22 protein-coding genes are annotated in these 24,619 nt (G+C 69.4%); 9 read left to right on the top strand and 13 right to left on the bottom strand.

Annotated features, from left to right (window positions below):
* Positions 1-119 precede the first annotated feature (119 nt).
* Positions 120-914, bottom strand: a complete 795-nt coding sequence (locus tag ACFCYE_RS14675; RefSeq protein WP_376179848.1) for a helix-turn-helix domain-containing protein — start codon at positions 912-914, stop codon at positions 120-122.
* A gap of 83 nt (positions 915-997) precedes the next feature.
* Between ACFCYE_RS14675 and ACFCYE_RS14680 the strand changes: the two genes are divergently transcribed.
* On the top strand, positions 998-1,507 hold the full coding sequence (locus tag ACFCYE_RS14680) for a VOC family protein (RefSeq protein WP_376179849.1): 510 nt from the start codon (positions 998-1,000) through the stop codon (positions 1,505-1,507).
* Here ACFCYE_RS14680 and ACFCYE_RS14685 read toward each other — a convergent pair.
* The 3 genes from ACFCYE_RS14685 to ACFCYE_RS14695 form a co-directional block, all read right to left on the bottom strand.
* Entirely contained in the window at positions 1,482-2,261 is a 780-nt protein-coding gene (locus ACFCYE_RS14685) for an SGNH/GDSL hydrolase family protein (protein ID WP_376179850.1), read from the bottom strand. The two genes, ACFCYE_RS14680 and ACFCYE_RS14685, sit on opposite strands and share 26 nt — an antisense overlap.
* A gap of 49 nt (positions 2,262-2,310) precedes the next feature.
* Positions 2,311-3,570 carry a histidine--tRNA ligase gene (locus ACFCYE_RS14690; protein ID WP_376180165.1) on the bottom strand — a complete coding sequence of 420 codons (1,260 nt, stop codon included), beginning with the start codon at positions 3,568-3,570 and terminating at the stop codon, positions 2,311-2,313.
* Positions 3,571-3,700: 130 nt separating this feature from the next.
* Entirely contained in the window at positions 3,701-4,057 is a 357-nt protein-coding gene (locus tag ACFCYE_RS14695; protein ID WP_376179852.1) for a nuclear transport factor 2 family protein, read from the bottom strand.
* A 114-nt stretch (positions 4,058-4,171) separates the two neighbouring features.
* Between ACFCYE_RS14695 and ACFCYE_RS14700 the strand changes: the two genes are divergently transcribed.
* On the top strand, positions 4,172-4,972 hold the full coding sequence (locus ACFCYE_RS14700; protein ID WP_376179854.1) for a helix-turn-helix domain-containing protein: 801 nt from the start codon (positions 4,172-4,174) through the stop codon (positions 4,970-4,972).
* A gap of 32 nt (positions 4,973-5,004) precedes the next feature.
* Here the strand turns inward: ACFCYE_RS14700 and ACFCYE_RS14705 are convergent, their stop codons facing one another.
* Complete coding sequence (locus ACFCYE_RS14705; protein ID WP_376179856.1) at positions 5,005-5,640, bottom strand: MazG family protein; 636 nt, start codon at positions 5,638-5,640, stop codon at positions 5,005-5,007.
* Positions 5,637-6,797, bottom strand: coding sequence for a Na+/H+ antiporter NhaA (nhaA, locus tag ACFCYE_RS14710; RefSeq protein WP_376179857.1), 1,161 nt, complete (start codon positions 6,795-6,797; stop codon positions 5,637-5,639). Before nhaA ends, ACFCYE_RS14705 begins: the two co-directional genes overlap by 4 nt.
* An 87-nt stretch (positions 6,798-6,884) precedes the next feature.
* On the opposite strand from nhaA, the gene ACFCYE_RS14715 reads away from it, so the two are divergent.
* The 3 genes from ACFCYE_RS14715 to ACFCYE_RS14725 all read left to right on the top strand — a co-directional run bounded on the left by ACFCYE_RS14715 (position 6,885) and on the right by ACFCYE_RS14725 (position 13,568).
* Positions 6,885-9,560 carry a phosphoenolpyruvate carboxylase gene (locus tag ACFCYE_RS14715; RefSeq protein ID WP_376179859.1) on the top strand — a complete coding sequence of 892 codons (2,676 nt, stop codon included), beginning with the start codon at positions 6,885-6,887 and terminating at the stop codon, positions 9,558-9,560.
* A 120-nt stretch (positions 9,561-9,680) separates the two neighbouring features.
* The gene (gene gdhA, locus ACFCYE_RS14720) at positions 9,681-11,042 is read left to right on the top strand and encodes an NADP-specific glutamate dehydrogenase (RefSeq protein ID WP_376179861.1); all 1,362 of its coding nucleotides are present in this window, start codon (positions 9,681-9,683) and stop codon (positions 11,040-11,042) included.
* Positions 11,043-11,177: 135 nt separating this feature from the next.
* Positions 11,178-13,568 carry a LamG-like jellyroll fold domain-containing protein gene (locus ACFCYE_RS14725; RefSeq protein WP_376179862.1) on the top strand — a complete coding sequence of 797 codons (2,391 nt, stop codon included), beginning with the start codon at positions 11,178-11,180 and terminating at the stop codon, positions 13,566-13,568.
* 16 nt (positions 13,569-13,584) lie between these two features.
* Here ACFCYE_RS14725 and hutI read toward each other — a convergent pair whose 3' ends face one another.
* The 3 genes from hutI to hutH are packed head-to-tail and all read right to left on the bottom strand — an operon-like array spanning position 13,585 to position 17,896.
* Positions 13,585-14,733, bottom strand: coding sequence for an imidazolonepropionase (gene hutI, locus ACFCYE_RS14730; protein WP_376179864.1), 1,149 nt, complete (start codon positions 14,731-14,733; stop codon positions 13,585-13,587).
* On the bottom strand, positions 14,730-16,373 hold the full coding sequence (hutU, locus tag ACFCYE_RS14735; protein ID WP_376179865.1) for a urocanate hydratase: 1,644 nt from the start codon (positions 16,371-16,373) through the stop codon (positions 14,730-14,732). The genes hutI and hutU overlap by 4 nt, the downstream gene beginning before the upstream one ends.
* Entirely contained in the window at positions 16,370-17,896 is a 1,527-nt protein-coding gene (hutH, locus tag ACFCYE_RS14740) for a histidine ammonia-lyase (RefSeq protein WP_376179866.1), read from the bottom strand. Before hutH ends, hutU begins: the two co-directional genes overlap by 4 nt.
* A 53-nt stretch (positions 17,897-17,949) precedes the next feature.
* On the opposite strand from hutH, the gene ACFCYE_RS14745 reads away from it, so the two are divergent.
* Complete coding sequence (locus tag ACFCYE_RS14745) at positions 17,950-18,732, top strand: IclR family transcriptional regulator (protein WP_376179868.1); 783 nt, start codon at positions 17,950-17,952, stop codon at positions 18,730-18,732.
* Positions 18,733-18,746: 14 nt separating this feature from the next.
* Here the strand turns inward: ACFCYE_RS14745 and ACFCYE_RS14750 are convergent, their stop codons facing one another.
* Positions 18,747-18,881, bottom strand: coding sequence for a hypothetical protein (locus ACFCYE_RS14750; protein ID WP_376179870.1), 135 nt, complete (start codon positions 18,879-18,881; stop codon positions 18,747-18,749).
* Between the two features lie 333 nt (positions 18,882-19,214).
* On the opposite strand from ACFCYE_RS14750, the gene ACFCYE_RS14755 reads away from it, so the two are divergent.
* Together ACFCYE_RS14755 and ACFCYE_RS14760 are read left to right on the top strand one after the other, a co-directional pair.
* Positions 19,215-19,898: a hypothetical protein gene (locus ACFCYE_RS14755; protein ID WP_376179872.1), complete on the top strand. Its 684-nt coding sequence runs from the start codon at positions 19,215-19,217 to the stop codon at positions 19,896-19,898.
* Between the two features lie 21 nt (positions 19,899-19,919).
* Complete coding sequence (locus ACFCYE_RS14760) at positions 19,920-20,840, top strand: AEC family transporter (RefSeq protein ID WP_376179873.1); 921 nt, start codon at positions 19,920-19,922, stop codon at positions 20,838-20,840.
* Between the two features lie 19 nt (positions 20,841-20,859).
* On the opposite strand, the gene ACFCYE_RS14765 is transcribed toward ACFCYE_RS14760, so the two are convergent.
* Positions 20,860-22,239 (bottom strand): serine hydrolase, encoded by a 1,380-nt coding sequence (locus tag ACFCYE_RS14765; RefSeq protein ID WP_376179875.1) that lies wholly within the window; start codon positions 22,237-22,239, stop codon positions 20,860-20,862.
* Positions 22,240-22,246: 7 nt separating this feature from the next.
* The gene (locus ACFCYE_RS14770; protein ID WP_376179877.1) at positions 22,247-22,504 is read right to left on the bottom strand and encodes a hypothetical protein; all 258 of its coding nucleotides are present in this window, start codon (positions 22,502-22,504) and stop codon (positions 22,247-22,249) included.
* A gap of 147 nt (positions 22,505-22,651) precedes the next feature.
* Here ACFCYE_RS14770 and ACFCYE_RS14775 point away from each other — a divergent pair, with 147 nt between their 5' ends.
* Positions 22,652-23,572, top strand: coding sequence for a MarR family transcriptional regulator (locus ACFCYE_RS14775; RefSeq protein WP_376179878.1), 921 nt, complete (start codon positions 22,652-22,654; stop codon positions 23,570-23,572).
* On the opposite strand, the gene cydB is transcribed toward ACFCYE_RS14775, so the two are convergent.
* A complete protein-coding gene (gene cydB / locus ACFCYE_RS14780; RefSeq protein WP_376179879.1) occupies positions 23,567-24,604 on the bottom strand; it encodes a cytochrome d ubiquinol oxidase subunit II in 1,038 nt (345 codons plus the stop codon). The genes ACFCYE_RS14775 and cydB overlap by 6 nt on opposite strands.
* Positions 24,605-24,619: the final 15 nt, after the last annotated feature.

Raw genomic sequence — 24,619 nt, forward strand, 5'->3', positions numbered from 1 at the left:
CGAACATAGATACTAAACTCCACGACGCAACGACGGGTCGATGCAGTGCGAGGGAAGCTCTTCAACCCGCAGTCCGGTTCGGCTCGCTCCGCTCGCTCGACGATCGGGAGCGGCGCCGTTCAGCGAGGCAGACGATTGCCGGACGCCGCCCGGTACGAGGACGGAGTGAAGCCGAGCACCGTGCGGAAATCGTTGGTCAGATGCGCGTGATCGGCATAGCCGAGCTCCGCCGCGAGCGTCGCGAGATCGGTGTCCGGATGCTCTCGAACCCGTTGCGCCGCCTCCTGAAGCCTTCGCCGCCGGATCATCGCGGCCGGAGACAGCCCGACATATCGGCGCGTGAGACGCTGCATCGTCCGCACCGACACGGACAACCGCATCGCAGCGTCCTCATCGCGGATCACCGTGGCATCCGTCATCAGCAGCTCAGCCACCCTGTTCGCGTCGAGCGCGGCAGGACCCGGCGTGCCCACGCGAGCCAGGAGCCACTCCGAGAACGCCGCTGCCGCGTGCTCGCGCCCTCTTTCGCCGGCATCCCTCATCGCCTCGACGACCTCACGATGCAGCTCCGGCGCGTCGAACGCGCGAGACTCGTCGCGCAACGCACTCGGCTGTTCCGTGAAGGCCGCGACGGCCGCCGGCTTCAGCATCGCGCCCACGGCCCATCCGCGGCCGATGAGATCGCGGTACGAGGCCGCGGTGGACGGACCGACGAGTTCGACACCGCCGGGCTCGACCACGAGATTCAACGCCGGATACGAGACGACATGCTGACGGGAGGTCCGCCCCGGCTCGATGTCCCACTGCGGAATCCAGAACCACTGCACCAGGTCTGCCGCTTCGGCCGCCGGCGCGATCCGGTGGAACTCCGGCATCCGCGCCGGATAGAGCACTCCACGGCGCGCATCGATCACCCTCGACACGATAGAGCCCTGCGTCGACATCGTGTCGCGAATCTCCAAGCGCGGCCTCCGGCTGAATCCGTAGCGTCGAGGACATGACGAACACAGGACTCACCGGAACCCACACCACCCACGGTCGCCCGAACAACGCGACCTCACTCACGCCGTTCCTCGCGATCCCGCGTGCAGATGAAGCGATCGCGTTCTACCGCGACGTGTTCGGCGCGACCGTGATCGACGTCACCGAGATGGGCGGCGTCGTCGTCCACGCGGACCTCGACTTCGGCCTCGGCCTGCTGCAGATCGGCGAGCCGACACCCGAATACCGTCTGGTCTCCCCTCCGAGCGGCGAAGACGACTGCTACTCGCTCGGCCTCTACGTCCCCGACGTGGACGCCGTCGTCGAAGCCGCCACCGCCGCCGGCGCCGTCGTGCGCGAGGCCGCCAGCGACTTCGTCTCGGGCGATCGGTTCGCGTCGATCAGGGACCCGTTCGGCGTACGGTGGTCGATCATGTCGCGCGTCGAGGATCTCTCCCCCGCCGAGAGCGCGCGCCGCGTCGAGGAGTGGGCCGCGAGCTTCAGCGCCGAGAACGCAGCGCCGTGACGACCGCAGGCAGCAACGCCTCCGCCGTGCGGCGGTAGCCGACCGCCGACGGGTGGAAGCGGTCCAGGCTGAACATCTCGTCCGGTTCGGCGTGGAACGTCGGGCCGACGAGCTGTCGCAGATCCACAGGGACCGCCCCGGTGCGCCACGCGACCCTGGTCTGTTCGAGCGCGAGGCGCCGCGACATCCGCGACAGCAGGGCCCGCAACGGCTGCGGCACCGGACGCAACGTCCCCAGATCGGGGCAGGTTCCGACCACGACGGGGGTTCCGGCGTCCTGCAGCCGCACGATGGCGCGCTCGAGCTGAGCGGATGCCGTCGACGCCGGGATCAGGTGCGTCACGTCGTTGCCGCCGACGACGATCACCGCCACGTCGGCTCGATAATCCGCGGGAAGGCTGTCGAGCTGGTGTTCGAGCGCGGACGACTCCGAGCCGACCACCGCGGCGGTGTGCAGCCGCACGGGCTGCTGCAGCTCGCGGGCCAGCGCCTTGGCGACCCGCCCGCCGAGCGTCTGCTTGCGATGCTCGGCGCCGAGGCCCGCCGCGAGGGAATCGCCGAGCATCAGGAGCTCGATGGTGCTGCCCGGCAGCGCCTTCCGCCAGATCCGGTCGGCATCGATCGACTGCTCCCCCAGCGGCTTGCCGATCCGTCGACGAGCGATGGCGGCCTGCCTGGCGAGCACGCCCCTGATGCCTACTGCGACGAGAACGCATGCCGCCAGCACAGCGCCCAGTGCCCTCACGCGTGCCACGGGTCAGAGTGAACACCGCCAAGATGAACCGGCGGTGAATCCCGCGTGATCAGCCGAGCGCTTTGATCTCCAACGACCCCGCAGGGTTCCCGGCCGACACGGTCGCGAAGGCGGTGTACCCGTCCGCGGCCGAGCGCTCGAGCAGCGCCTTGAGGTTCTTGGTCCGACGCTCGACACGAACACGGGACCCGTCACCGATCAGCGCGGCCTTGTGCGCGACGAGCTCGGCCACCGGGACGTCGGCGTCGTGCACCAGCACGACCGCCGCGGCATCCGTGTCGTCGTCGAGAGCGACCAGGTCGACCAGGCGCTCGAATCCGAGCGAGAACCCGACCGCCGGGACCTGCTGCCCGAGGAAGCGACCGATCATGCCGTCGTAGCGACCGCCACCACCGAGCGAATACGGCACCGAGGGGTGGGCGAGCTCGAAGATCGTGCCGGTGTAGTAGCCCATGCCCCGCACGAGGAATGGGTCGAAGACGAGCGGGATCTCGCCCTCCAGATCGCGCCCGGCGGCGACGGCCTCACCGATCCCGACCAGGTGGGCCACGATGTCGTCAGGTGCTCCGTCCGGCAGCGCCTTGCGGATCTGGTTCTCGCCGAAGGACACGAACTCCCTCGTCTGCGGACGACGCAGGAACGCATCGAAGGCGTCCACCGCGGATGCGGTGGCTGCGCGCTCGCGCAGCTCGGCGACGATCCCGACCGGACCGATCTTGTCGAGCTTGTCGATCGTGATGAGCACGCCGGGGCGCTCCTCGGCGGCGAAGCCGAACGCGTCCAGCATCCAGTCCAGCGCGCGCCGATCGTTGATCCGGATGCTCGCATCGGTCAGGCCGAGGGCCGCCACGGCATCCAGCGAGGCGACCAGCAGCTCGGCCTCCGCACGCGACGAGTCGTCGCCCATGATGTCGATGTCGCACTGCACGAACTGGCGGTAGCGGCCCTTCTGCGGCCGCTCCGCTCGCCAGACCGATCCGATCTGGATCGAACGGAAAACCGCAGGCAGCTGCGCACGATTGGACGCGTAGAAGCGGGCCAGTGGCACGGTCAGGTCGTAGCGCAGTCCGAGATCCGACAGCGCCGCAGGGTCCTCGGCCGCCGAGCGGATGCCGTCGGCATCCAGTCCTCGACGCAGGATGTTGTACGAGAGCTTCTCGTTGTCGCCGCCGATGCCGGCGTGCAGCCGCGCGTATTCCTCGACAACGGGCGTCTCGATCTCGTCGAAGCCGTGCGCGCGGTAGCGGTCGCGGATGACGGAGAGCACGCGCTCACGGCGAGCCTTGTCGGCGGGGAGGATGTCGCGCATGCCGCGCGGCGGGTTCACGGTAGCCACCCGTCGATTCTTCCAGGTCTGCGAGGCGGTGTGCGTCGCGCGCGTCCTGTGCCGCATCCCGAAGCCCTCCGGGATACGGCACAGGTCGCCGCCTGGACGATGGTCACGCAGCGGGCACCTGATCCAGGAAGCCGAGAACCGAGTGGATGCGGCCGGTCTCATCGGTGACGAGAACGTCGAACCCGATGATCATCGGGGCTTCGCCCGCCGGCCCGAGGCCCCATTGGAACCGCGTCTGCGAGTGGTGGCTGTCGACGGTCCCGACCGGCGTGAAGACGAATCCGGGGAACTGCTCGTGCACCGCGTCGATCGTCGCGGCGATGGCTGCGTGCCCCACGACGGACCCCATCGGGTCCGTGTACGTGGCTTCGCTCGCCCAGTGCCGGCTGAGCAGTGCGTCCTTCTCCTCACCGGACGTCGCGTTCCAGGTCTCGATGTAGGCGTTGACGAGATCGTTCATGATGTCCTCCTTGGACGGGTGGTTGTCGTGCTGCCATGCTCGCCCGATTCGGGTAATGCCGTCGATTACCCGAGAGGTAATGGAACGAGAACAGGGTGCCGCTAGGCTCCCGCCATGACGATCACGAATACGGCACCCGACACCGTGGGACATCTCCTGCGCGGCTGGCGCGAGCGCCGCAGGATGACGCAGCTGCAGCTCGCAGTGGACGCCGCGATCTCCACCAGGCACCTGAGCTTCGTCGAGACGGGCAGATCCCGCCCGACGCCTGAGATGATCGACCGCCTCGCAGACACGCTCGAAGTGCCGCTGAGGGAGCGGAACGCTCTGTTCCTCTCCGCCGGATACGCGCCGCACTACGCCCAGCATGATCTCCAGGCTCCGGAGCTGAGAGCAGTCGCCGATGCCTTCCGGACCTTGCTCGATGCGCATATGCCGCACCCGGCGCTCGTCCTCGATCGATGGTGGGACGTCGTCGACAGGAACGCCGCGACCGACGTCCTGCTCGACGGGTGCGCACCCGAACTCCTGGAACCGCCGGTCAACGCGATCCGCATCTCGCTGCATCCCGACGGGCTGGCTCCGCGCATCCGGAATCTGAGCCAGTGGCGCGCATTCCTCCTCACGCAGGTCCGGCATCGTCTGGAGCGCACCGCCGACCCGCGATTGCAGGAGCTGCTGGATGAGGTCGAGAGCTACCCCAGCGAACCGCGGACAGACGCGGCCACCAGTGACGTCATCGTCCCGCTGCGACTGCGCGTCGGGAATGAGGAACTGTCCTTCTTCAGCATCACCGCTTCCGTCCTGTCAGCGGTCGACGCGACCATCGAGGATCTGCACATCGAAGCCTTCTACCCGGCGGATTCCGCCACGACCGCTGCGATCCGGGAGAGCGCGTCGATGTCGAAGGCTTAGCAGGCCGGACGCGCGCCGGGGATCCGGCGCGCTCAGCGCGACTCGGCCTCCCTGACCTCATCCTCCAGCACCCGGATGCGCTCGCGGAGAGCCCGCTCGGCATCCCAGCCGTTCTCCCGCGCCTGTGCGACCAGGGCGAGCAGCGCATCGCCGAGTTCGGCTTCGGATGCCGGCGGCTCGCGCGTCTCGCCGGTGACGCCCTCTGGCAGGACCGACGCTGCCCGCCCCAGCACCTTCTGCGCCCTGGCCAGGCCGGGCATCCCGCTCGGCACGCCGTCCAGCACGCTCGTGCGCTCGCGCTTCTCGGCGGCCTTCGCCGCGTTCCAGTGCACGAGGACTTCTTCGGGGGTCGTCGCGACGGCGTCGGCGAACACGTGCGGATGCCGTCGCACCATCTTCTCGGTCAGCGTACGAGCGACGTCATCGATGTCGAACGGCTCGTCCGGATCCTGCGCGGCGATGGCCGCATGGAACAGCACCTGCCAGAGCAGGTCGCCCAGCTCCTCGCGCAGTTCGGCGCGATCGCCGACCTCGACGGCATCGATGACCTCGTGCGATTCCTCGATCAGATACGGGACGAGGTCTCGATGGGTGATCTGCTGCGACCACACGCAGCGGTCGCGCACGGCGCGCATCGTCTCGGCCGCATCCCGCAGCGCGTCGCTCATCGTGTCTCCTGGCGCCGGTACCACGCCGCCCGGAGCGAGACCATCACGCCGGAGAACACCAGCGCGATGAGCGATCCGACCAGCACGCCGAGGATCGCCTGGTCGCGCGTCTCGGCGTCGTTCGCGAAGGCGAGGTTGGCGAGCAGCAGCGACACCGTGAAGCCGATGCCGCCCAGGGTGCCGGCCGCCAGCAGATCCGCGATCGTGAGCGACGGCGGACGCCCCCGCGAGCCGATGCGCATGGCCATCCAGCCGAACAGTCCGATGCCGATCACCTTGCCGACCGGCAGTGCGAGCGCGATGCCGAAGAACGCGGGCGAGAACTCCGACGGAGATACGGCCGGGATCACCACGAACGCGGCCGTGAACGCGAAGATCGGCAGGATCGCGCCGTTCACCCATGTCTCCAGTGCGTACCGGATGCGCATCGACGGCGCCTGCGCGACCGCGAGGCCCAGCAGGACGCCGGCGATCGTCGCGTGCACACCGGAAGCGGCGACGAGTCCCCATACGAGGATGCCCACGACCGTCATCAGAACCCCGACGACCACGTCGTTGCGCTCGCCGAGCTGGCGGCTCAGGATACCGAAGACCACGACTCCGACCAGGGCGAGCAGCAGCAGGAGCCAGTTCAGGTCGTGCGCGAACAGGACGGCGATGAAGATGATCCCGATGATGTCGTCGAGGATCGCGAGCGCCAGCAGGAACACCCGCACGGCGGAAGGCAGCCCGCGTCCGAACACCGCCAGCACCCCGAGCGCGAACGCGATGTCGGTCGCGGTCGGGATCGGCCAGCCGGATGCCGTCTCCGGCGCACCGGCGATCATGAGGTAGATCGCGATCGGCACGATCACGCCACCGGCCGCGGCGATAGCCGGCTGGAGCGCCTTTCGCAGCGAGTTCAGCTCGCCCCCGGTGAGCTCGTACTGCAGCTCCATCGCCACGACGAAGAAGAAGATCGCCAGGAGGCCGTCGGAGATCCAGTGCTCGATCGAGAGATCCAGTGACGTCCCCGGAACCGGGAGGTGCACGTCGAGCACACCGGCGATCGCATCGTGCGCCGCCGTATTGGCGAGCAGGAGACCGAGCCCTGCCGCCGCGAGGAGCAGGATCGCGGGGAACTGCGCGGAGCGCAGGAGGTTCCGGGAGTCAGACATCGACTCCATGCTAGACGCGGCGCCGGTCGTCCTTCATGCGGCGTCACGCGGTCCGGAGCGCTGTGTGCATCGGGATACGCTCGAAGGATGACCCCCGAGCCCACACCCACAGAGGCCATTCGCGTCATCGGTCGCTTCGAGGCAGGACGCGGCATTCCCGATTCCATGCGAGCGGACGTCCGCATGCTCGGCGCCCTGCTCGGCCAGGTGCTGCGCGAATCCGGCACCCCCGGCCTGTTCGAGGACGTCGAGCGTCTTCGTCTGGCGACCATCCAGGCGTACGACGAGGAGAGCACCGAGGCGTTCGAGCGCGCGGCATCCATCGCCGACTCGTTCTCGGTCGACCGCGCCGATGAGGTCGCTCGCGCGTTCACCGCCTACTTCCACCTCGTCAACCTCGCCGAGGAGCACCAGCGCGTACGGGTGCTGCGCGAACGCGCCGGTCAACCCGGCCGCGAAGGCGCCGCGGACACCGTCGCAGCCGCGTATGCGCAGCTGCGCCGCGAGGTCGGCGACGCCGAGGCCGAGCGCCGGCTGGCCGGGCTCCGGTTCCACCCGGTGTTCACGGCCCACCCGACCGAGGCACGCCGCCGCGCGGTATCCACGAGCATCCGCCGGCTCTCGGACCTGCTGACCCAGCACGACTCGGCGAGCGAGGACGGCGCCGAGCAGCGCCGCGCCCGCCGCCGGATGCTGGAGGAGGTCGACACCCTCTGGCGCACCGCCCCGTTGCGCGCGCAGAAGCCCACCCCGGTCGACGAGGTCCGCACGGTCATGAGCGTGTTCGACGAGACGCTCTTCACCACGGTCCCGCACGTCTACCGTCGCATCGACGACGCGCTGCGGGGCGAGGAGTCCGGTGCCAGCGCTCCGGTCGTCCCGGCGTTCGTGCGGGTCGGATCCTGGGTCGGCGGCGACCGCGACGGCAACCCGTTCGTCACGGCGGCCGTCACGCGCGAGGCGGCGCAGATCGCATCCGACCACGTGCTGCAGGGACTCGAGCGGGCGCTCACCCGCATCGGCCGCACGCTGACGCTGGATGCTGAGAGCACCCCCGTCTCCCCCGCCGCCGCCGCGCTGTGGGACGACTTCGCCGCGGCCGAGCCCGATGCCGCCGCCGACATCTCGACCCGCTCACCCGACGAGCCGCACCGTCGCCTCCTGCTCCTGTTCGCGCGCCGTGTCGCGGCGAAGCGTCGTGGGGTCGCCGGGGGTTATACGCACCCGGACGGGCTGCTCGCGGACCTGCGCACCGTGCAGGACTCGCTGATCGCCGCCGGAGCGCGCCGTCACGCGTTCGGTGGCGTGCAGCACCTGATCTGGCAGGTGGAGACCTACGGCTTCCACCTCACCGAGCTCGAGGTGCGTCAGCACTCGCAGGTGCACCGTCAGGCTCTCGCCGAGCTGGATGCCGGAGGCGAACGCAGCGAGAAGACGATCGAGGTGCTCGACGTCTTCCGCGCGGTCGCCGAGATCCAGCGCGAGTACGGGCCGCGAGCCGCTGGCCGGTACGTGGTCTCCTTCACGCAGTCGGCCGAGGACCTCGCGAACGTGCATCGCCTGGCGCGCTACGCGCTCGGCGATGACGCCCCTGTCCTCGACGTCGTGCCGCTGTTCGAGACGTTCGCCGATCTGCAGGCGGCCCCGGCGATCCTCGCCGAGACCGTGCAGTTCCCCGAGTTCCGCGCACGAATGGCCGAGACGGGCAACCGGCTCGAGGTCATGCTCGGCTACTCCGACTCCTCGAAGGACGTCGGACCGGTCGCGGCGAACCTCGCGCTCTACGAGGCGCAGCGCAAGATCGCGCAGTGGGCGCAGGAGTCCGGCATCGAGCTGACCCTGTTCCACGGCCGCGGCGGCGCCCTCGGTCGCGGCGGCGGACCCGCGAACTCCGCCATTCTGGCCCAGCCGCCGCACTCCGTCGACGGCCGCTTCAAGCTCACCGAGCAGGGCGAGGTCATCTTCGCCCGCTACGGCGAGCCGGCCATCGCGATGAGGCACATCGACCAGGTCGCGGCGGCGACCCTGCTGGCCTCCTCGCCGGGAGTCGAAGAGCGCACCAGTGGTGCGGCCGAACGGTTCGCCCCGATCGCCGCGACCATGGACACCTCGTCGCGCGCCCGCTTCTTCGAACTCGTGCACGCCGAGGGCTTCGCCCCGTGGTTCGCCACCGTGACGCCGCTCGAGGAGATCGGACTGCTCGCGCTCGGCTCGCGCCCGGCACGGCGCGGCCTGTCCGTCGAATCCCTGGAGGACCTGCGCGCCATCCCGTGGGTGTTCGCCTGGACCCAGGCCCGCATCAACCTGGCGGGCTGGTTCGGTCTCGGCACCGCGCTGGAGGCCGTGGGAGACGAAGCGCTCCTCACGGAGGCCTACCGCGAGTGGCCGCTGCTTCGCACCATGATCGACAACGTCGCGATGAGCCTCGCCAAGACCGACGAGCGCATCGCGCGCCGCTACCTGGCGCTGGGCGACCGCGACGACCTGGCGCAGCTGGTGCTGGACGAGCTGACCCTGACCAGGGAATGGGTCATCCGTCTCACCGGCGGATCCGGCCTCCTCGAGAACAAGCCGATCCTGCAGCGCGCCGTGCAGCTGCGCAGCCCGTACGTGGACGCCCTGTCGCTTCTTCAGCTGCGAGCGCTGCGCGAGCTGCGCTCCGCTGACGAGTCGGCGACCGGGTCGGGAGCGGATGCCGAACAGCAGCGCCTCCTGCTGCTGTCGGTCTCCGGAGTGGCCGCCGGGCTCCAGAACACCGGGTGACCCGGCCGTCTTCCTCACAATGCGCGTCGCGCTAAAGTGAGAACTCGCGTGCCCGACCGGCACCTTCTCACGCGACACGATCGCCTCACCCGCATCCCCCACCAAGAAAGCCGTTCCCGCGTGACCGCTACTGACTTCCATCCCCTTGCCGACTCCGTGCAGCCCGTCTTCGACACCGTCCAGGCGCGCAGCCCTCACGAGCCGGAGTTCCAGCAGGCCGTGCACGAGGTGCTGCACTCGATCGGGCCGGTGCTCGAGCGTCACCCCGAGTACGCGGCGGCCGGCATCGCGGAGCGCATCGTCGAGCCGGAACGGCAGATCATGTTCCGTGTGCCGTGGGTCGACGACGCCGGCAAGCTGCAGGTCAACCGCGGCTACCGCATCCAGTTCTCCTCGGTGCTGGGCCCGTACAAGGGCGGTCTGCGGTTCCACCCCTCCGTGGACCTGTCGATCATCAAGTTCCTCGGATTCGAGCAGATCTTCAAGAACGCGCTCACCGGTCAGGGCATCGGCGGCGGCAAGGGCGGCAGCGACTTCGACCCGCACGGCCGTTCGGATGCCGAGGTCATGCGCTTCTGCCAGTCGTTCATGAGCGAGCTGTGGCGCCACCTGGGCGAGCACACCGACGTCCCCGCGGGCGACATCGGCGTCGGTGGCCGTGAGATCGGCTACCTGTTCGGCACGTACCGCAAGATCACGAACCGTCACGAATCAGGCATGTTCACCGGCAAGGGCACCGGCTGGGGCGGCGCCGAGGTGCGCACCGAGGCCACCGGCTACGGTGCGGTGTTCTTCGCCGAGGAGATGCTCGCCGTCAAGGGCGACTCGTTCGACGGCAAGCGCGTCGGCATCTCCGGCTCCGGAAACGTCGCGATCTACGCGATCCAGAAGGCCACGCAGCTGGGAGCCACGGCCGTCACGGCATCCGACTCCTCCGGCTACATCGTCGACGACGCCGGCATCGACCTGGATCTGCTGCGCCAGATCAAGGAGGTCGAGCGCGGCCGCATCGTCGAGTACGCGAAGCGTCGACCCGGCGCCCGCTTCGTCGAGGGCGGCAGCGTCTGGGAGGTCCCGGTCGACATCGCCGTCCCCTCTGCGACGCAGAACGAACTGCACCTGGCGGATGCGCAGGCGCTGATCGCGAACGGCGTCCGCGCCGTCTCCGAGGGCGCGAACATGCCGTGTCTGCCGGACGCCGTCGAGGCGTTCCAGTCCGCAGGTGTGCTGTTCGCTCCCGGCAAGGCGGCGAACGCGGGTGGCGTGGCCACGTCCGCGCTCGAGATGAGCCAGAACGCGTCACGTCAGCGCTGGGCCTTCGCCGACAGCGAGCGCAAGCTCCGCGCGATCATGGGCGACATCCATCGCGCCTCTTTCGATGCGGCCGAGCGCTACGGCGTTCCCGGCGATTACGTGGCTGGCGCGAACATCGCCGGCTTCGAACGGGTCGCGGCGGCGATGCTCGCACAGGGCGTCATCTGATCCGCACCTTCGGAGAGCACCCGGCCGACAGGCCGGGTGCTCTTTTTTGTCCCTGCGTTGTTCTACATCGTTGTACATGTCGTCTCCATCGTTGTAGATTGAGGGCTTCCCGTCCAACGTCGAACTGGAGACACCATGACGCGACGCCCCCGCGCGCGCAGGACGAGCACCGCGCTCGCCCTGACGACGACCGCCTTCCTCACCGCCGGAGTCCTGTGCGCCCCGGCCGCCACGGCGAAGCAGCCCAGCGATCCGCCCCCGCCCGCCTTCAGCGACGTGACGGTGCACGACCCCTCGATCGTCGCATCGGGCGATGAGATCTGGGCGTTCGGCTCCCACGGCGCTTCCGCCCGCACGGAGGATCTGATGGCGTGGGAGCAGTACACGGTCGATCTGTCCCAGAACGCGGACAACACCCTGTTCGAGGACATCTACACCGAACTGGCCGAGACCTTCGAGTGGGCGAAGAGCTCGACCCTGTGGGCGGCGGATGTCATCGAGCTTCCTGACGGCCGCTTCGCGATGTACTACAACGCGTGCGAGGGCTCGTCTCCTCGCTCGGCCCTCGGCATCGCGACCAGTGACAGCGTCGACGGCCCGTACGAGAACCAGGGCATCCTGCTCAAGAGCGGCATGGAGGGCGAAAGTGAGAACCCGGGCGAACGATACGACGCGCGCGTGCACCCGAACGCCGTCGACCCGGACGCCTTCTACGACGCCGAGGGAGACCTGTGGATGGTCTACGGGTCGTACTCCGGCGGCATCTACATCCTCCGCATGGACCCGGAGACCGGCGAACCGCTCCCGGATCAGGGGTACGGCACGCACCTCGTCGGCGGCAACCACAGCCGCATCGAGGCGCCGACGATCCAGTACGACGCCGCGACCGGCTACTACTACCTCTACCTGTCGTTCGGCGGACTGGACGCGACCGGCGGTTACGACGTGCGCGTGGCCCGCTCGAAGACCCCCGACGGTCCGTACCTGGATGCCGAGGGCAACGACATGGCGCAGGTGAAGGCCGACGCTTCGCTGCCGATCTTCGATGACGTCTCGATCCAGCCGTACGGCGTCAAGCTCATGGGCGGGCACCTGTTCGCCCGGGAACTCGGCGATGCCGGCACGGGGCTCGGCACCGGATACGTCTCCCCCGGTCACACGTCGTGGTACCAGGACCCCGACACCGGCCGGACGTTCATGGTGTTCCATTCGCGTTTCCCCGGCACCGGGGAACAGCACGAGGTCCGCGTGCACCAGATGTGGATCAACGAGGAGGGCTGGCCCGTCGTCTCGCCGATGCGCTACGCGGGCGAGACCGCGGGCAAGATCAAGCGCGCCGATGTCGTCGGCACCTGGCAGCTGATCGACATGGGCAAGGACATCACCGCAACGGCCGCCGAATCCGTCGACGTCACCCTCGACAAGAACGGCCGGATCACGGGCGACGTCGCCGGCACGTGGGAACGCGAGGGACAGCGCACCGCGACGCTCACGATCGACGGCGAGGTCTACTCGGGCGTCTTCGCACCGGTCTGGGATCCGGACCTCGAGGCCTGGTCGACTTCTCTCACGGTCGTCTCCGATAAGGGCGTGACGCTGTGGGGTCGACAGAGCGTCGAGCTCACCGGCACTGCCGCGGTCGACGCCGTCATCGCCGACCTGGACCTCGGAGACACGGCCGGCGTGACGATCGATCTCGACCTGCCGGCGTCCGGCACCGGCGGGACGACCATCACCTGGGCATCCTCCGATGAGTCCGTCGTCGCGTCCGACGGCGCCGTCACGCGCCCGACCGTCGGCGAACCCGATGCGCGCGCGACCTTGACCGCGACGGTGACGAACGGTGACGCCTCGAGGCAGGTTGCGTTCGAGATCGTCGTGCCGGCGCGCACCCCTGGCGTGCTGGCGGGGGCGTGGTCGTTCGAGGGCGGTCTCGGCGACGCGAACGGCGCATTTCCGGATGCCGTGGCCACGGGAGCGCGCCTCGACGCCGCTGCTGCCGCGCCCGCCGCGTTCCTCGCGGACGGCGTCTCCGGCAGCGCGCTGCATCTCGACGGCACGTCGGGCGTCCGGCTGCCGGACGATCTCCTGCAGGGAACGACGTACACGGTCGGGTTGTGGCTGCGCCCGGAACAGCTGACGGCGTACACCTCGGCGTTCTTCGCCGCCGGCAGCCCGACGAACTGGCTAAGCCTGCTGCCCAAGGGGCACAGCGGCGTCGGCGGATCGACCATGCTCTGGGCCGGAAGCGAGCAGTGGTACGACGCCGGCACGGGTCAGTACCTGCCGACCGACGAGTGGTCGCACGTGACGTTCGTGGTCGACGGTGCCGCGGCATCCGTCTACATCGACGGCGAACTGCACCATGAGGGAGCGGGGTTCCCGGACGTCCTCTCCGGCGACGGCAACGTCTTCGCCCTCGGCGTCAACTGGTGGGATGCCCCGTTCCAGGGCGACATCGACGAACTCACGGTGTGGAGCTCGGCGCTCTCCCCCGAGGACGTCGCGGAGCTCGCGGCGCGCTGAGCTCGGGAGGACGGCATCAGCGAATGCGGATGCCGTCCTTCCAGACGCCGGCCACCAGCGGGACGCCAGGGCGGTAGGCCAGGTGCACCCTCGTCGGTGCGTCGAGCAGCACGAGATCGGCGCGCATCCCCTGCGCGACGACGCCGACGTCGTCCCTGCGCAACGCCTTCGCACCCCCGGCGGTCGCCGCCCGAACCGCCTCCGTCGGCGTCATTCCCATGTCGCGCACGGCGATGGCGATGCAGAACGCCATCGAGCTGGTGAAGCTCGACCCGGGGTTCGTATCGCACGCGATCGCGACGGAGACGCCGGCGTCGATGAGTCGTCGCGCGTCGGGATACGGCTGGCGGGTGGAGAACTCCACCCCCGGCAGCAGCGTCAGCACTGTGTCGGATGCCGCGAGAGCGGCGATGTCGTGGTCGGTGAGGTACGTGCCGTGGTCGACGGACGCCGCGCCCAGTTCGACCGCGAGCCGCACCCCGTCCCCCGGGCCCAGTTGGCTGGCGTGCACGCGCGGCGTGAGCCCGCGGGCGATGCCGGCCTCCAGCACCCGACGGGACTGCGCGACCGTGAACGCGCCGGTCTCGCAGAACACGTCGATCCAGCGGGAGTGGGGTGCCGCGGCATCCAGCATGGGACCGGCGACGAGGTCGACGTACTCGTCCGCCCGATCCATGTACTCCGCCGGCACGACGTGCGCGCCGAGGAAGGTGACCTCGGGCGTGACCTCGGCGGCGAGGCGGACGAGCCGTTCCTCGTCCGCGACGCTCAGCCCGTAGCCGCTCTTGATCTCGACGGTCGTCGTGCCCTGGGCGAGCATCTCGTCGACGAAACCTCGCAGCCTCGCGCGCAGCTCGTCGTCGGACGCGGCCCGCGTCGCCGCGACCGTGGAACGGATGCCGCCGGCGGCGTATCTCTGCCCCGCCATGCGCGCCTCGAACTCCGCGGCGCGATCGCCCGCGAACACGAGGTGGCTGTGGCTGTCCACGAACCCGGGGATCACCGCCCGGCCACCGGCATCCACGACGTCGTCGGCGTGCGGCGCATCGGCAGCGGGGCCGACCCACGCGATTCGGCCGCCATCGATCAGCAGCGCCGCGTCGCGCAGGGTGCCGTCGCCGACGTTGGTCGTCAGTTCGGAGATGTTCGTGATGAGTGCGCTCACAGCATCGGAACCTTCAGTCCGCGCTCACGAGCGATGTCGCGGGCATGCTCGTAACCGGCATCCACGTGTCGCATGACCCCGGTCCCTGGGTCGTTGGTCAGCACGCGCTCGAGCTTCTCCGCGGCGAGCGCGGTGCCGTCCGCAACAGTCACCTGGCCGGCGTGGATCGACCGGCCGATCCCGACGCCGCCGCCGTGGTGCAGGGACACCCAGCTCGCACCGGATGCCGTGTTCAGCAGGGCGTTCAGCAGCGGCCAGTCCGCGATGGCGTCCGAGCCGTCCTTCATGGCCTCGGTCTCGCGATACGGCGATGCCACGGAGCCGGCATCCAGGTGGTCGCGGCCGATCACGATCGGAGCCGACAGCTCCCCCGATGCGACCATCTCGTTGAACTTCAGCCCGGCGAGGTGACGCTCCTGGTAGCCCAGCCAGCAGATGCGGGCGGGCAGCCCCTCGAAGTGGACCTTCTCTCCTGCCTTCTCGAGCCAGCGGTGCAGCGCGGCGTCCTCGGGGAAGAGCTCGGCGATCGCGCGGTCCGTCTTGCGGATGTCCTCCGGGTCGCCCGAGAGCGCGGCCCAGCGGAACGGCCCCCGGCCCTCCTCGAACTGCGGGCGGATGTACGCCGGAACGAACCCGGGGAAGTCGAAGGCCCGATCGAATCCGCCGAGCTCCGCCTCCGCGCGGATCGAGTTGCCGTAGTCGAAGACGGCGGCCCCGGCATCCTGGAACGCCACCATCGCCGCCACGTGCGCGGCCATGGATTCGCGGGCGCGTCGGGTGAAACCCTCCGGGTCGCGGGATGCCTCGGCCTTCCAGTCCTCGATGGCGATGCCGAGCGGGAGGTAGGCCAGCGGATCGTGCGCGCTGGTCTGATCGGTGACGATGTCGATCGGCACGCCACGACGCAGCAGCTCGGGGAAGATCTCGGCGGCATTGCCGACGATTCCGACCGAGAGCGCCTCGCCGGCCGCCCTGGCGGCGAGGACGCGCGCGACCGCGGCATCCAGGTCGGTCGTGTATTCGTCCAGGTACCCGTGCGCGACGCGACGCTCGAGGCGCGATTCGTCAACGTCGACGATGAGCACGGCGCCGTCGTTCATCGTGACGGCGAGCGGCTGCGCGCCGCCCATGCCTCCGGCACCGCCGGTGAGGGTCAACGTGCCCGTGAGCGATTCACGACCGAGCGATCGGGCCACGGCGGCGAACGTCTCGTACGTCCCCTGCAGGATGCCCTGGGTGCCGATGTAGATCCAGCTTCCCGCGGTCATCTGGCCGTACATGGTGAGGCCGAGCTGCTCCAGCCGGCGGAACTCCGGCCAGTTCGCCCAGTCGCCCACGAGGTTCGAGTTCGCGATCAGCACGCGCGGTGCCCACTCGTGCGTGCGGAACACGCCGACGGGCTTACCGGACTGCACCAGCAGCGTCTCATCTGGCTCGAGTTCGTCGAGCGTCCGTACGATCGCGTCGTAGGCGTCCCAGCTGCGCGCCGCGCGCCCCGTGCCCCCGTAGACGACGAGGTCCTCCGGATGCTCCGCGACCTCGGCGTCGAGATTGTTCATCAGCATCCGCTTGGCCGCCTCGGCGCCCCAGCTCTTCGCAGTGCGCTGGTTTCCGCGCGGCGCTCTGATCTCACGGGTCATGCGTGCTCCTTTGCTGTGCGGGCGACGGCGCCCGAGCGGACGAGTTCGGTGACCGCCTCCATGTCGGGTGACAGGAAGCGGTCGGGACCTGGACCCGCCGCGACCGTGCGCACGAGGTCGCGAACGGCTCCCGTCGCCTGGGCGGCCTGAAGCGGTGCGCGCAGGTCGAGTGCACGGGCGCCGGTGAGGATCTCGATCGCGAGGACACGGGTCAGCCCGTCGATCGCGCGGCGCAGTTTGCGCGCGGCCGACCAGCCCATCGAGACGTGGTCCTCCTGCATCGCGGACGAGGGGATCGAGTCGACGGATGCCGGCACAGCGAGACGCTTGAGCTCCGAGACGATCCCGGCGGCCGCGTACTGCGCGATCATCAGACCCGAGTCCACACCGACCTCGTGCGCGAGGAACGGCGGAAGACCGTGGCTGCGCGCGGGGTCGAGTGCGCGGTCGGTGCGGCGCTCCGACACGCTCGCGACGTCGGCCACGGAGATCGCGAGGAAGTCGAGCACCGCCGCGACGGGAGCGCCGTGGAAGTTGCCGTTGGACTCGATGCGGCCGTCGAGCGTGATCACGGGGTTGTCGATGACGCTGGCGAGCTCGCGCGACGCGATCGTCGCGGCGTACTCGACCGTGTCGCGCGCCGCCCCGTGCACCTGCGGCGAGCAGCGCAGCGAGTAGGCGTCCTGGACGCGGCCGTCCTCCGGGCCCTTGTGGCTGGCGACGATCGGCGACTCGGCGAGGAACGCCCGCAGGTTCGCCGCCGAGGCCGCCTGACCGGACTGCGGACGCAGCGCCATGAGGTCGGCCGCGAACACGGCATCCGTTCCGAGCTGGCTCTCCACCGACATCGCCGCCGCGACGTCGGCCGTGGTCAGCAGGACGTCGAGGTCGTGCAGCGCGAGCACCAGCATCCCGAGCATCCCGTCGGTGCCGTTGATGAGGGCCAGGCCCTCCTTCTCCTCCAGGACCAGAGGCGGGATGCCGGCCGCTGCGAGGGCGTCGGATGCCGGGACGAGACCGGCCTGGGTGCGCACGTCTCCCTCCCCCATCGCGGCCAGCGCGATGTGCGCGAGCGGGGCGAGGTCTCCCGAGCAGCCGAGAGAGCCGTACTCGCGGACGACGGGCGAGATGCCGGCGTTCAGCATCGCGGCGTAGGTCTCGGCCACGACCGGTCGCACACCGGTGCGCCCGGAGGCGAGCGTCTGCAGGCGCAGGAGCTGCAGCCCGCGGACGACCTCGCGCTCCACCTCGTCGCCGGTGCCGGCGGCGTGGGAGCGGATCAGGCTCGCCTGCAGCTGCCGGCGCCGGTCGGCGGCGATGAAGGTCGTGGCGAGTGCACCGAAACCGGTGGAGACGCCGTAGTGAGCGTTCGGGTCCGCGGCGAGCGCGTCGACGATGCCGCGGGACTCGCCGATGCGGTCGAGTGCCGCGGGGTCGAGTTCGACCGGCGCTCCGTGGCGGGCGACCGCGACGACCTCGGCGATCGTGAGGGGCGCTGCTCCGATGGTGACGTACGTGCTCATGATCCTGATTCCACACCTCGGATGCGTCGCGCGACAGCGGTTCGTGCCATCATGTGTCTGTGATCCCAGACAATGGCCTTGAGCGCGCCCCGCAGGTGCCCGCAGCGGACCAGACGCTGCGGATTCTCCGCCACCTCGCCGGGCGACCGGCGCCGGTGGCGGCCTCCGCGATCGCCCGCGAGCTGGAGCTGCCCCGCTCGAGCGTCTACCACCTGCTCACGACTCTCGCCGCGCACGGGTTCGTGCTGCATCTTCGCGAGGAGCGGCGCTGGAGCCTGGGGACCGCCGCGTCCGAGCTCGCCGGCGGTTTCGCACGGCAGCAGCCGCTGGCACGACTCGGCAGACCGCTCGTGGCGGCGCTCGCCGACAGCCTCGGCGAGAGCACGCATCTGGCGGTCATGAGCGGTTCGGACGTCGTGTACATCGTCGAGGAGCGCGCACCGCGACGCCCCGCTCTGGTGACAGAGGTCGGCGTTCGTCTGCCCGCTCATCTCACGGCGACCGGGCGGGCGATGCTGGCCGCGCTTCCCCGTGAACAGGTGCGGGCGCTCTACCCCGATCGTTCTGCGTTCTCTACGAGAATCGACGCCGCACCCTCGACTCCGGCCGAGTTGCGCGAGCTGCTGCGCGAGGCACGAGGCCGCGGCTACGCCGTCGAAGACGGCGAGGTCACCCCGGGGCTGCGATCGGTCGGCGTCGCAGTGCACGACGCCGCGGGGTGGCCGATCGCTGCGGTCGCGGCGACCTGGTCGACGAACGCGGAGTCAGACGAGCAGGTCGCCGCGGCCGCGGTCGCCGCAACGGCGTCCGCGTTGGAACGCCGTCTGCGGCGATGAGGCCGCCGTTCGACTCAGCCGGACGCGCCCTTGCGCGGCTTGAGGAACGTGGCCGGCTCCTGCTTCTCGCGCTTGACTGCTCTCTTCTCCTTCAGAGACAGCTTCGGCGCCTTCTTCCCGTCGCGTGCGTGCGGTGACTTGCCTGACATGTGAACTCGCTTCCCCTTCTTTCGGCTGGCGGGCGTAACCACTGACCATAGCCACTTCCACAGCGAAGTCAAATTGCCCGCTGAACGGGAAATTTTCTGCACCGCTCCGCGGCGGCGTCCTGGCACGAAAGTGTGATCGGGAGCCGCCGTCGAGCCTCTAGCGTGACGCCATGACAGCACAGGTTCACGACCGGTGGCAGGACGGTCCCGTCTTCTCCACATCGCGTCGCGGCAGCCGGATCGTCGCGGTCGCACCGGATGCCGAGATCCCTCGACTGCGGTGGCACCACGTCATAACGCTGCTGCTCGGCCGTCTGCGGCCTCTGTCTGGCCGTGGTTCTGCCCGGCAGCTTCCCGCCGCTGCTCGCGGTGCCCGGATGGAACGCGTGGAACCTCATGTGGTGGATTCCGCTCGCCTTCGGTGCGACCTGGGTGCTGATCACGCTGATACCCGGAACCTACGCGCTGTTCGAGGACGACTTCGGGAATTCTGCGTCGGTGGGGATCCGCGCCGCGACGACCAGCGTGAGCGCAGGCCTGTCGGCCGCGACCTTCGCCTGGTCGGTACCGGTCGCCGGACATTCGGACTCCTTCATCGCCGAGCTGGCGGTGCTGCTGCGGTGGGGAGCCACGGGTGCCGCCGTGGTGGCCGCGTGCGCCGCCCTGCTGGTTCTGACCGGCATCCACGGCGCACGTCGGGAGATCGCGCGGATCCTGTTGCTGCGCGAAGACGCACGACGCGTCGCCGGTGAGATCGTGACCGTCCCGGATCCGAAGCAGTGGATCCTGGAGCGCCCCCAGTTCCGTATCGGAGTGCGGTTCTACGACGGCGCGTCGCCACGGACGATCGACGTGTGGATGAGCACGTCTGCCGACCGCGTTCCGGTGCGGGGATCGGGCGTGCTCGTCTACCTCGGCGGCGGCACGACGCACGTCGAAGCGGATCCGGACAGCCCGATGACCTTCTCGAGCGACGTTTCGCGTTACACAGCACCGTCCGGCGGCGGTGGGAACTGACCGGCGCGCTACGCTCGAATCGTGCTCGATACTCTCACCGGATTCGCCGTGGTGGGAGTGGCGATCGCTGTCGGCTACGTCATCGGCCGCATCGACCTGCTCGGACCGCACGCTCGGCACGTCCTCGGGCGACTCACGTTCTTCGTGCTCTCACCTTTCCTGCTGTTCACGGTGCTGGCGCAGTCGGACGCGAAAGTGCTGTTCTCCGCCCTGCTTCCCGTCTCTGCGATCGCCGCCGTCCTGGTCATCGCCGCCTACGCGCTCATCGCACGCTTCGCCTGGAAACGCGGCGCGGGCGAGACCGTCATCGGAGCCCTCTCGGCCGGGCAGGTGAATTCCAACAACATCGGCATCCCGCTGTCCCTGTATCTGCTGGGAAGCGCGGCGTACCCGGCTCCGGTGATCCTCCTGCAGTTGCTGGTCTTCACGCCGATCTCACTGGCGATCCTCGATGCCGTGACCAGCGCGAAGAGCTCGCCATGGCGCATGCTGGCACGGACCGCGACCAACCCGATCATCCTGGGTTCCGCGCTCGGGACGCTCGTCTCCGTGCTCGGCATCGAGCTGCCGGCGATCGTGATGGAGCCGGCGCTTCTGCTGGCGAACGCCTGCGTGCCGGTGCTGCTGATCAGTTACGGCATCTCACTGTTCGGACAGCGTGTCCTCGGCGCGACAGGTCGTCGACGCGACGTGCTGCTGGCGTCCACCCTGAAGCTGCTCGTGATGCCGGTGATCGCCTGGATCTTCGCGCAGTTCGTCTTCGGGCTCAGCGCGCACGAGGTGCTCATCGTCGTCGTCCTCGCCGCCCTGCCCACCGCGCAGAACGTGTTCAACTACTCGCAGCGCTACGACATCGGCGAAGCGATCTCCCGCGACACGGTGTTCATCACGACGATCGGATGCGTCCCGGTGCTGCTGCTTGCGACGTTCCTGCTCGGGTGAGCACGACGCCACGACCGAATCAGCTCGACGCCAGCCGCGGATGCAGCCGCGCGTTGGTGTGCAGATAGCTCGCCCGGCCATCGCGGAAGTCGATGAGCGCCGCTGTCTGCGCCTCCTCCAGACCGTATGCCGGCGGCAGGAGGAACTGCGTTTCGCTGATCGGGAGGAGATCATGGGCGACCCGGTCTGGCATTCCCATGATCGACGCCTGGAACGGATCGACGTCGAGGCTGAGACGGAGTCTGCCGCCCTCGGCGGTGACCTCGAAGCGCGCGCCGGGCCGCTCGTAGACGCCGACGTACCGGTCCGGTTCCAGCACGAGATCCGGATCGGGTTGCGGCGGCGACGGCATCCGCCCGGCATCGAGTTCGACCAGCACGACATCGAACACCCGTCGGTACAGGCTGTCGCGCGGATCACCGTTGCTGAGCAGGACGAGCGCGAGGTCGTGTTCGGGCAGGATGCGCAGGCGGGCGTTCTGCCCGATCGTGCTGCCATCGTGTCCGTAGACGGTCTGCCCGTCCCACTCGGAGATCACGAGACCGAGTCCCCACTCCTGTCCCAGCAGGTGCGGGTCAGGAACGGGAACACGGGATGCGGTCATCTCTCGGATCCGCTCCGCGGAGAGGATGCGGTGGCCGTTCGGCGCCACACCGCCGCGGAGCAGGACATGGGCGAGCGCGAGGGTCTCCTGCGCGGTCGAGGTGATTCCACCGCTCGGCGCATATGCGCGCGGCAGGTCGTCGATCGGAGTGCGGAGCGGCCGTGCGTCGAGGGAGGGCACCAGATGACCGCGGGCGGCGTGCCCGGATTCGATCGGCACGGGGCGGGCGTTCGTGGCGCTCAGCCCCATCGGGCCGAACACACGATCAGCCATGACAGCGTCCCACGGCCGAGCATCGACGACCTCCATGATCCGAGCCAGGATCGCGTAGCCGAGGGCGGCGCTGTAGCCGTGGACGGATCCCAACGCGCTGACCTGCGGGGCATCGGCGATGGCCTGAATCATGCGCGCGTACACGTCGTCGCCATCTCCGGGGTCGCCGAAGTCCTCCTCGATTCCACTCGTGTGGTTCAGGAGATGACGCGCGGTGACGCGCGCACTCACGTCAGGGTCGGCGACACGGAAACCGGGCAGGTAGGTCCGAACGGGTGCGTCCAGATCGACGTCTCCCTCATCGACCAGCTGCAGGAAGGCGAGCGCGGTCCAGGTCTTGGTCAACGATCCGATCTGGAACAGAGTGTCCGAGGTGACGGGCGTCTCGGTGGCGATGTCCTGCACGCCGAAGCCGAACACCGTCACCTCGCCGTGATGCCGAACGCCGACGGCCGCACCAGGCACCTGGTACTCGGCGAGGATCTCGGCGAACCTCGGACCGAGCGTCGCGAGTTCGGCCACGATCGCGCTACTTCCCGAGGCCGACGGCATTGGCCGCGTCCGCCTCGAAGTACTCGGTGACCGCCGAGGAGCCGACGTGCTCGTCGAAGACGGCTCGGATCTCATCGATCGAGTCGTGGCGGATGACGTTCACCGCCCGCACTCCCCCGGTGTCGGCGAGCGCCAGCACCCAGGTCGCCCCTGCCGGCAGCCGGCTGTACAGCTTCTTCAATCCGCTCCAGAATCGATCGCCGTCGCTCACCGTCGATATCGCCAGGACATGCATGGCATTCCTCCCTCGTCTTGTTTCGAACGAGCGAAACGCTACGTTGCATTTCAAGGAGCTTCAACGTAGATTGGCTCGAAATGGCGAATCGTTGCGGGATCCTGCCGGTGAACGCAATCACGACCGTTGCATCCGAAGGGAGAGAGCATGGCGAACGGGCGCCTGCGCATCGATGATCGGCGCGTGATCGCGGACGGCGTCGCCCACGGCCTCTCCTTCGCCGAGATCGCGCGCCGGATCGGACGCCCCACCTCCACCGTGAGCCGCGAGGTGGCCCGCCACGGGCATCGCGACTATCGCGCGGATCAGGCGCAGCAGGCCACCGGCCGCAGGGTTCGGCCGTATGCCGCACCTCAGGTCGAGAGCGACGGGGACCGCACGTCGTCGTTCGTCGCGGAACTCGCCTCCGCGCTCGCCGCCACGGGGATGCCGCGGATGCCCGCGCGGATCTTCGCCAGCCTCGTGACGACCACCGCCGACTCGATGGCGGCCGCGGATCTCGTGCGCGCGCTCGGTGTGAGTCCCGCATCCGTCTCCAAGGCGATCGGCTATCTCGAGGGCATGGAACTGGTCGAGCGCGACCATGACCCCGGGAGCCGACGAGAGCGTTACCGCGTCGGCTCCGACATCTGGACGCGGGCGGTCCGCGCCGACTCGGATGCCCATGCCGACGTCGCCGACGCATCCAGCCGCGGCATCGCGTTCTTCGGCGCGGACAGCGCCCCCGGCATCCGGCTCGCCCAGATGGGCCGCTTCTTCGGTGAGCTCACCGACCAGCTCCGCGGGAGCGGCCTCGCCGACCAGCCAGCCGGGGATGCCGTGATCATCGTCACCGCTCTCGGCCACGCCGGACGCCCCGTGACAGCCGCGGAACTGGCAGGAGCACTCGGATGGAGCGCGTCACGGATCGACGACGCACTTCAGGACCTCGACCAGCGCCCGGCCGTCGCAGACCCGTTCATCGTGAGCAGCGACGATCACGGCTACCGGCTGCGCGCACGGCCCGATCGGCTGTCCGGCGCGCAGCGCGCGGCGCTGTCAGCGCCGCGTGGGGACGCCGGACTATGACGCCCGCAGCACGGCGGGGAGCACGATGTGCGCGTCCGGGATCATGCCGGGCGTCACGCGCTTGCGGAAGATCCAGTAGCTCCATGCCTGGTACGCCACGATGACGGGGAGGGCGACCGCGGCGACGACCGTCATGACACCGAGCGTGTAGGCGCTGTTCGACGCGTTCCAGACGGTCAGATCGAACGCGGCATCCACGGTCGAGGGCAGCACCAGCGGGAACATGCCGGCGAACACCGACCCGGCTCCGAACAGACCGAAACCGGCGTAGCCGATGAACGCCCAGCCCTCACGGCGGCCACGTGCCGCGATCCAGCCGACGACGGCGCCGAGCACGGCCAGTACGATGAACGCCCAGGCGAGTGCATTGCCGCCGTGGGCGAGCTGCACCCAGATCGCCCATGCGGCGGCGGGCAGAAGGCACAGCGGCGCCCACGCCGCGGCGAACCGGCCGGCGCGCTCGCGCACCGGTCCGTCGGCCTTGAGGCCGAGGAACGTCGCCGAATGCGCCAGCGAGAACCCGACCACGGCGAGCCCTCCGACCACGGCCGCCGGCGTCAGCCACACGAACGGGCCGCCCACGCGATCGCCGTTCGCGTCGATCGGGAGTCCGAGCGACGTCAGCGCCAGGGCAGCGCCGATGCAGAAGGCCACGATGAGAGACCCGAGGCCGATCATCCACGTCCAGAACGTGCGCCACCGCTCGGTGTGGATCTTGCCGCGGTACTCGATGCCCACCGCGCGCACGATGAGACCGACCAGGGTGATCGTCAGCGGGAGGTACAGCGTGGAGAACAGTGACGCGTACCAGGCAGGGAACGCCGCGAAGATCGCCGCGCCCGCCGTGATGAGCCATACCTCGTTGCCGTCCCACACCGGACCGATCGTGTTGAGCATGACCCGGCGGTCGCGCTCCGACCGCGTCGAGAAGATCATGTGCATGCCGACGCCGAGGTCGAAGCCCTCGAGCAGCAGGTATCCGATCCACAGCACGGCGATCGCGATGAACCAGACGATGGGAAGCGGTTCCATGGTGATTCCTCTCGT

The organism is Microbacterium sp. NPDC056234 (assembly GCF_042267585.1).
Taxonomy (GTDB): domain Bacteria; phylum Actinomycetota; class Actinomycetes; order Actinomycetales; family Microbacteriaceae; genus Microbacterium.

Bases quoted from the DNA above. Each gene is read 5' to 3' on its own strand.
- hutH (WP_376179866.1), bottom strand. From the start codon at position 17,896: ATGAGCACGTACGTCACCATCGGAGCAGCGCCCCTCACGATCGCCGAG.
- ACFCYE_RS14700 (WP_376179854.1), top strand. From the start codon at position 4,172: ATGACGATCACGAATACGGCACCCGACACCGTGGGACATCTCCTGCGC.
- ACFCYE_RS14725 (WP_376179862.1), top strand. From the start codon at position 11,178: ATGACGCGACGCCCCCGCGCGCGCAGGACGAGCACCGCGCTCGCCCTG.
- ACFCYE_RS14690 (WP_376180165.1), bottom strand. From the start codon at position 3,570: ATGCGCGACATCCTCCCCGCCGACAAGGCTCGCCGTGAGCGCGTGCTC.
- ACFCYE_RS14750 (WP_376179870.1), bottom strand. From the start codon at position 18,881: ATGTCAGGCAAGTCACCGCACGCACGCGACGGGAAGAAGGCGCCGAAG.
- ACFCYE_RS14770 (WP_376179877.1), bottom strand. From the start codon at position 22,504: ATGCATGTCCTGGCGATATCGACGGTGAGCGACGGCGATCGATTCTGG.
- ACFCYE_RS14715 (WP_376179859.1), top strand. From the start codon at position 6,885: ATGACCCCCGAGCCCACACCCACAGAGGCCATTCGCGTCATCGGTCGC.
- hutU (WP_376179865.1), bottom strand. From the start codon at position 16,373: ATGACCCGTGAGATCAGAGCGCCGCGCGGAAACCAGCGCACTGCGAAG.
- nhaA (WP_376179857.1), bottom strand. From the start codon at position 6,797: ATGTCTGACTCCCGGAACCTCCTGCGCTCCGCGCAGTTCCCCGCGATC.
- ACFCYE_RS14695 (WP_376179852.1), bottom strand. From the start codon at position 4,057: ATGAACGATCTCGTCAACGCCTACATCGAGACCTGGAACGCGACGTCC.
- ACFCYE_RS14705 (WP_376179856.1), bottom strand. From the start codon at position 5,640: ATGAGCGACGCGCTGCGGGATGCGGCCGAGACGATGCGCGCCGTGCGC.
- ACFCYE_RS14680 (WP_376179849.1), top strand. From the start codon at position 998: ATGACGAACACAGGACTCACCGGAACCCACACCACCCACGGTCGCCCG.
- cydB (WP_376179879.1), bottom strand. From the start codon at position 24,604: ATGGAACCGCTTCCCATCGTCTGGTTCATCGCGATCGCCGTGCTGTGG.
- ACFCYE_RS14775 (WP_376179878.1), top strand. From the start codon at position 22,652: ATGGCGAACGGGCGCCTGCGCATCGATGATCGGCGCGTGATCGCGGAC.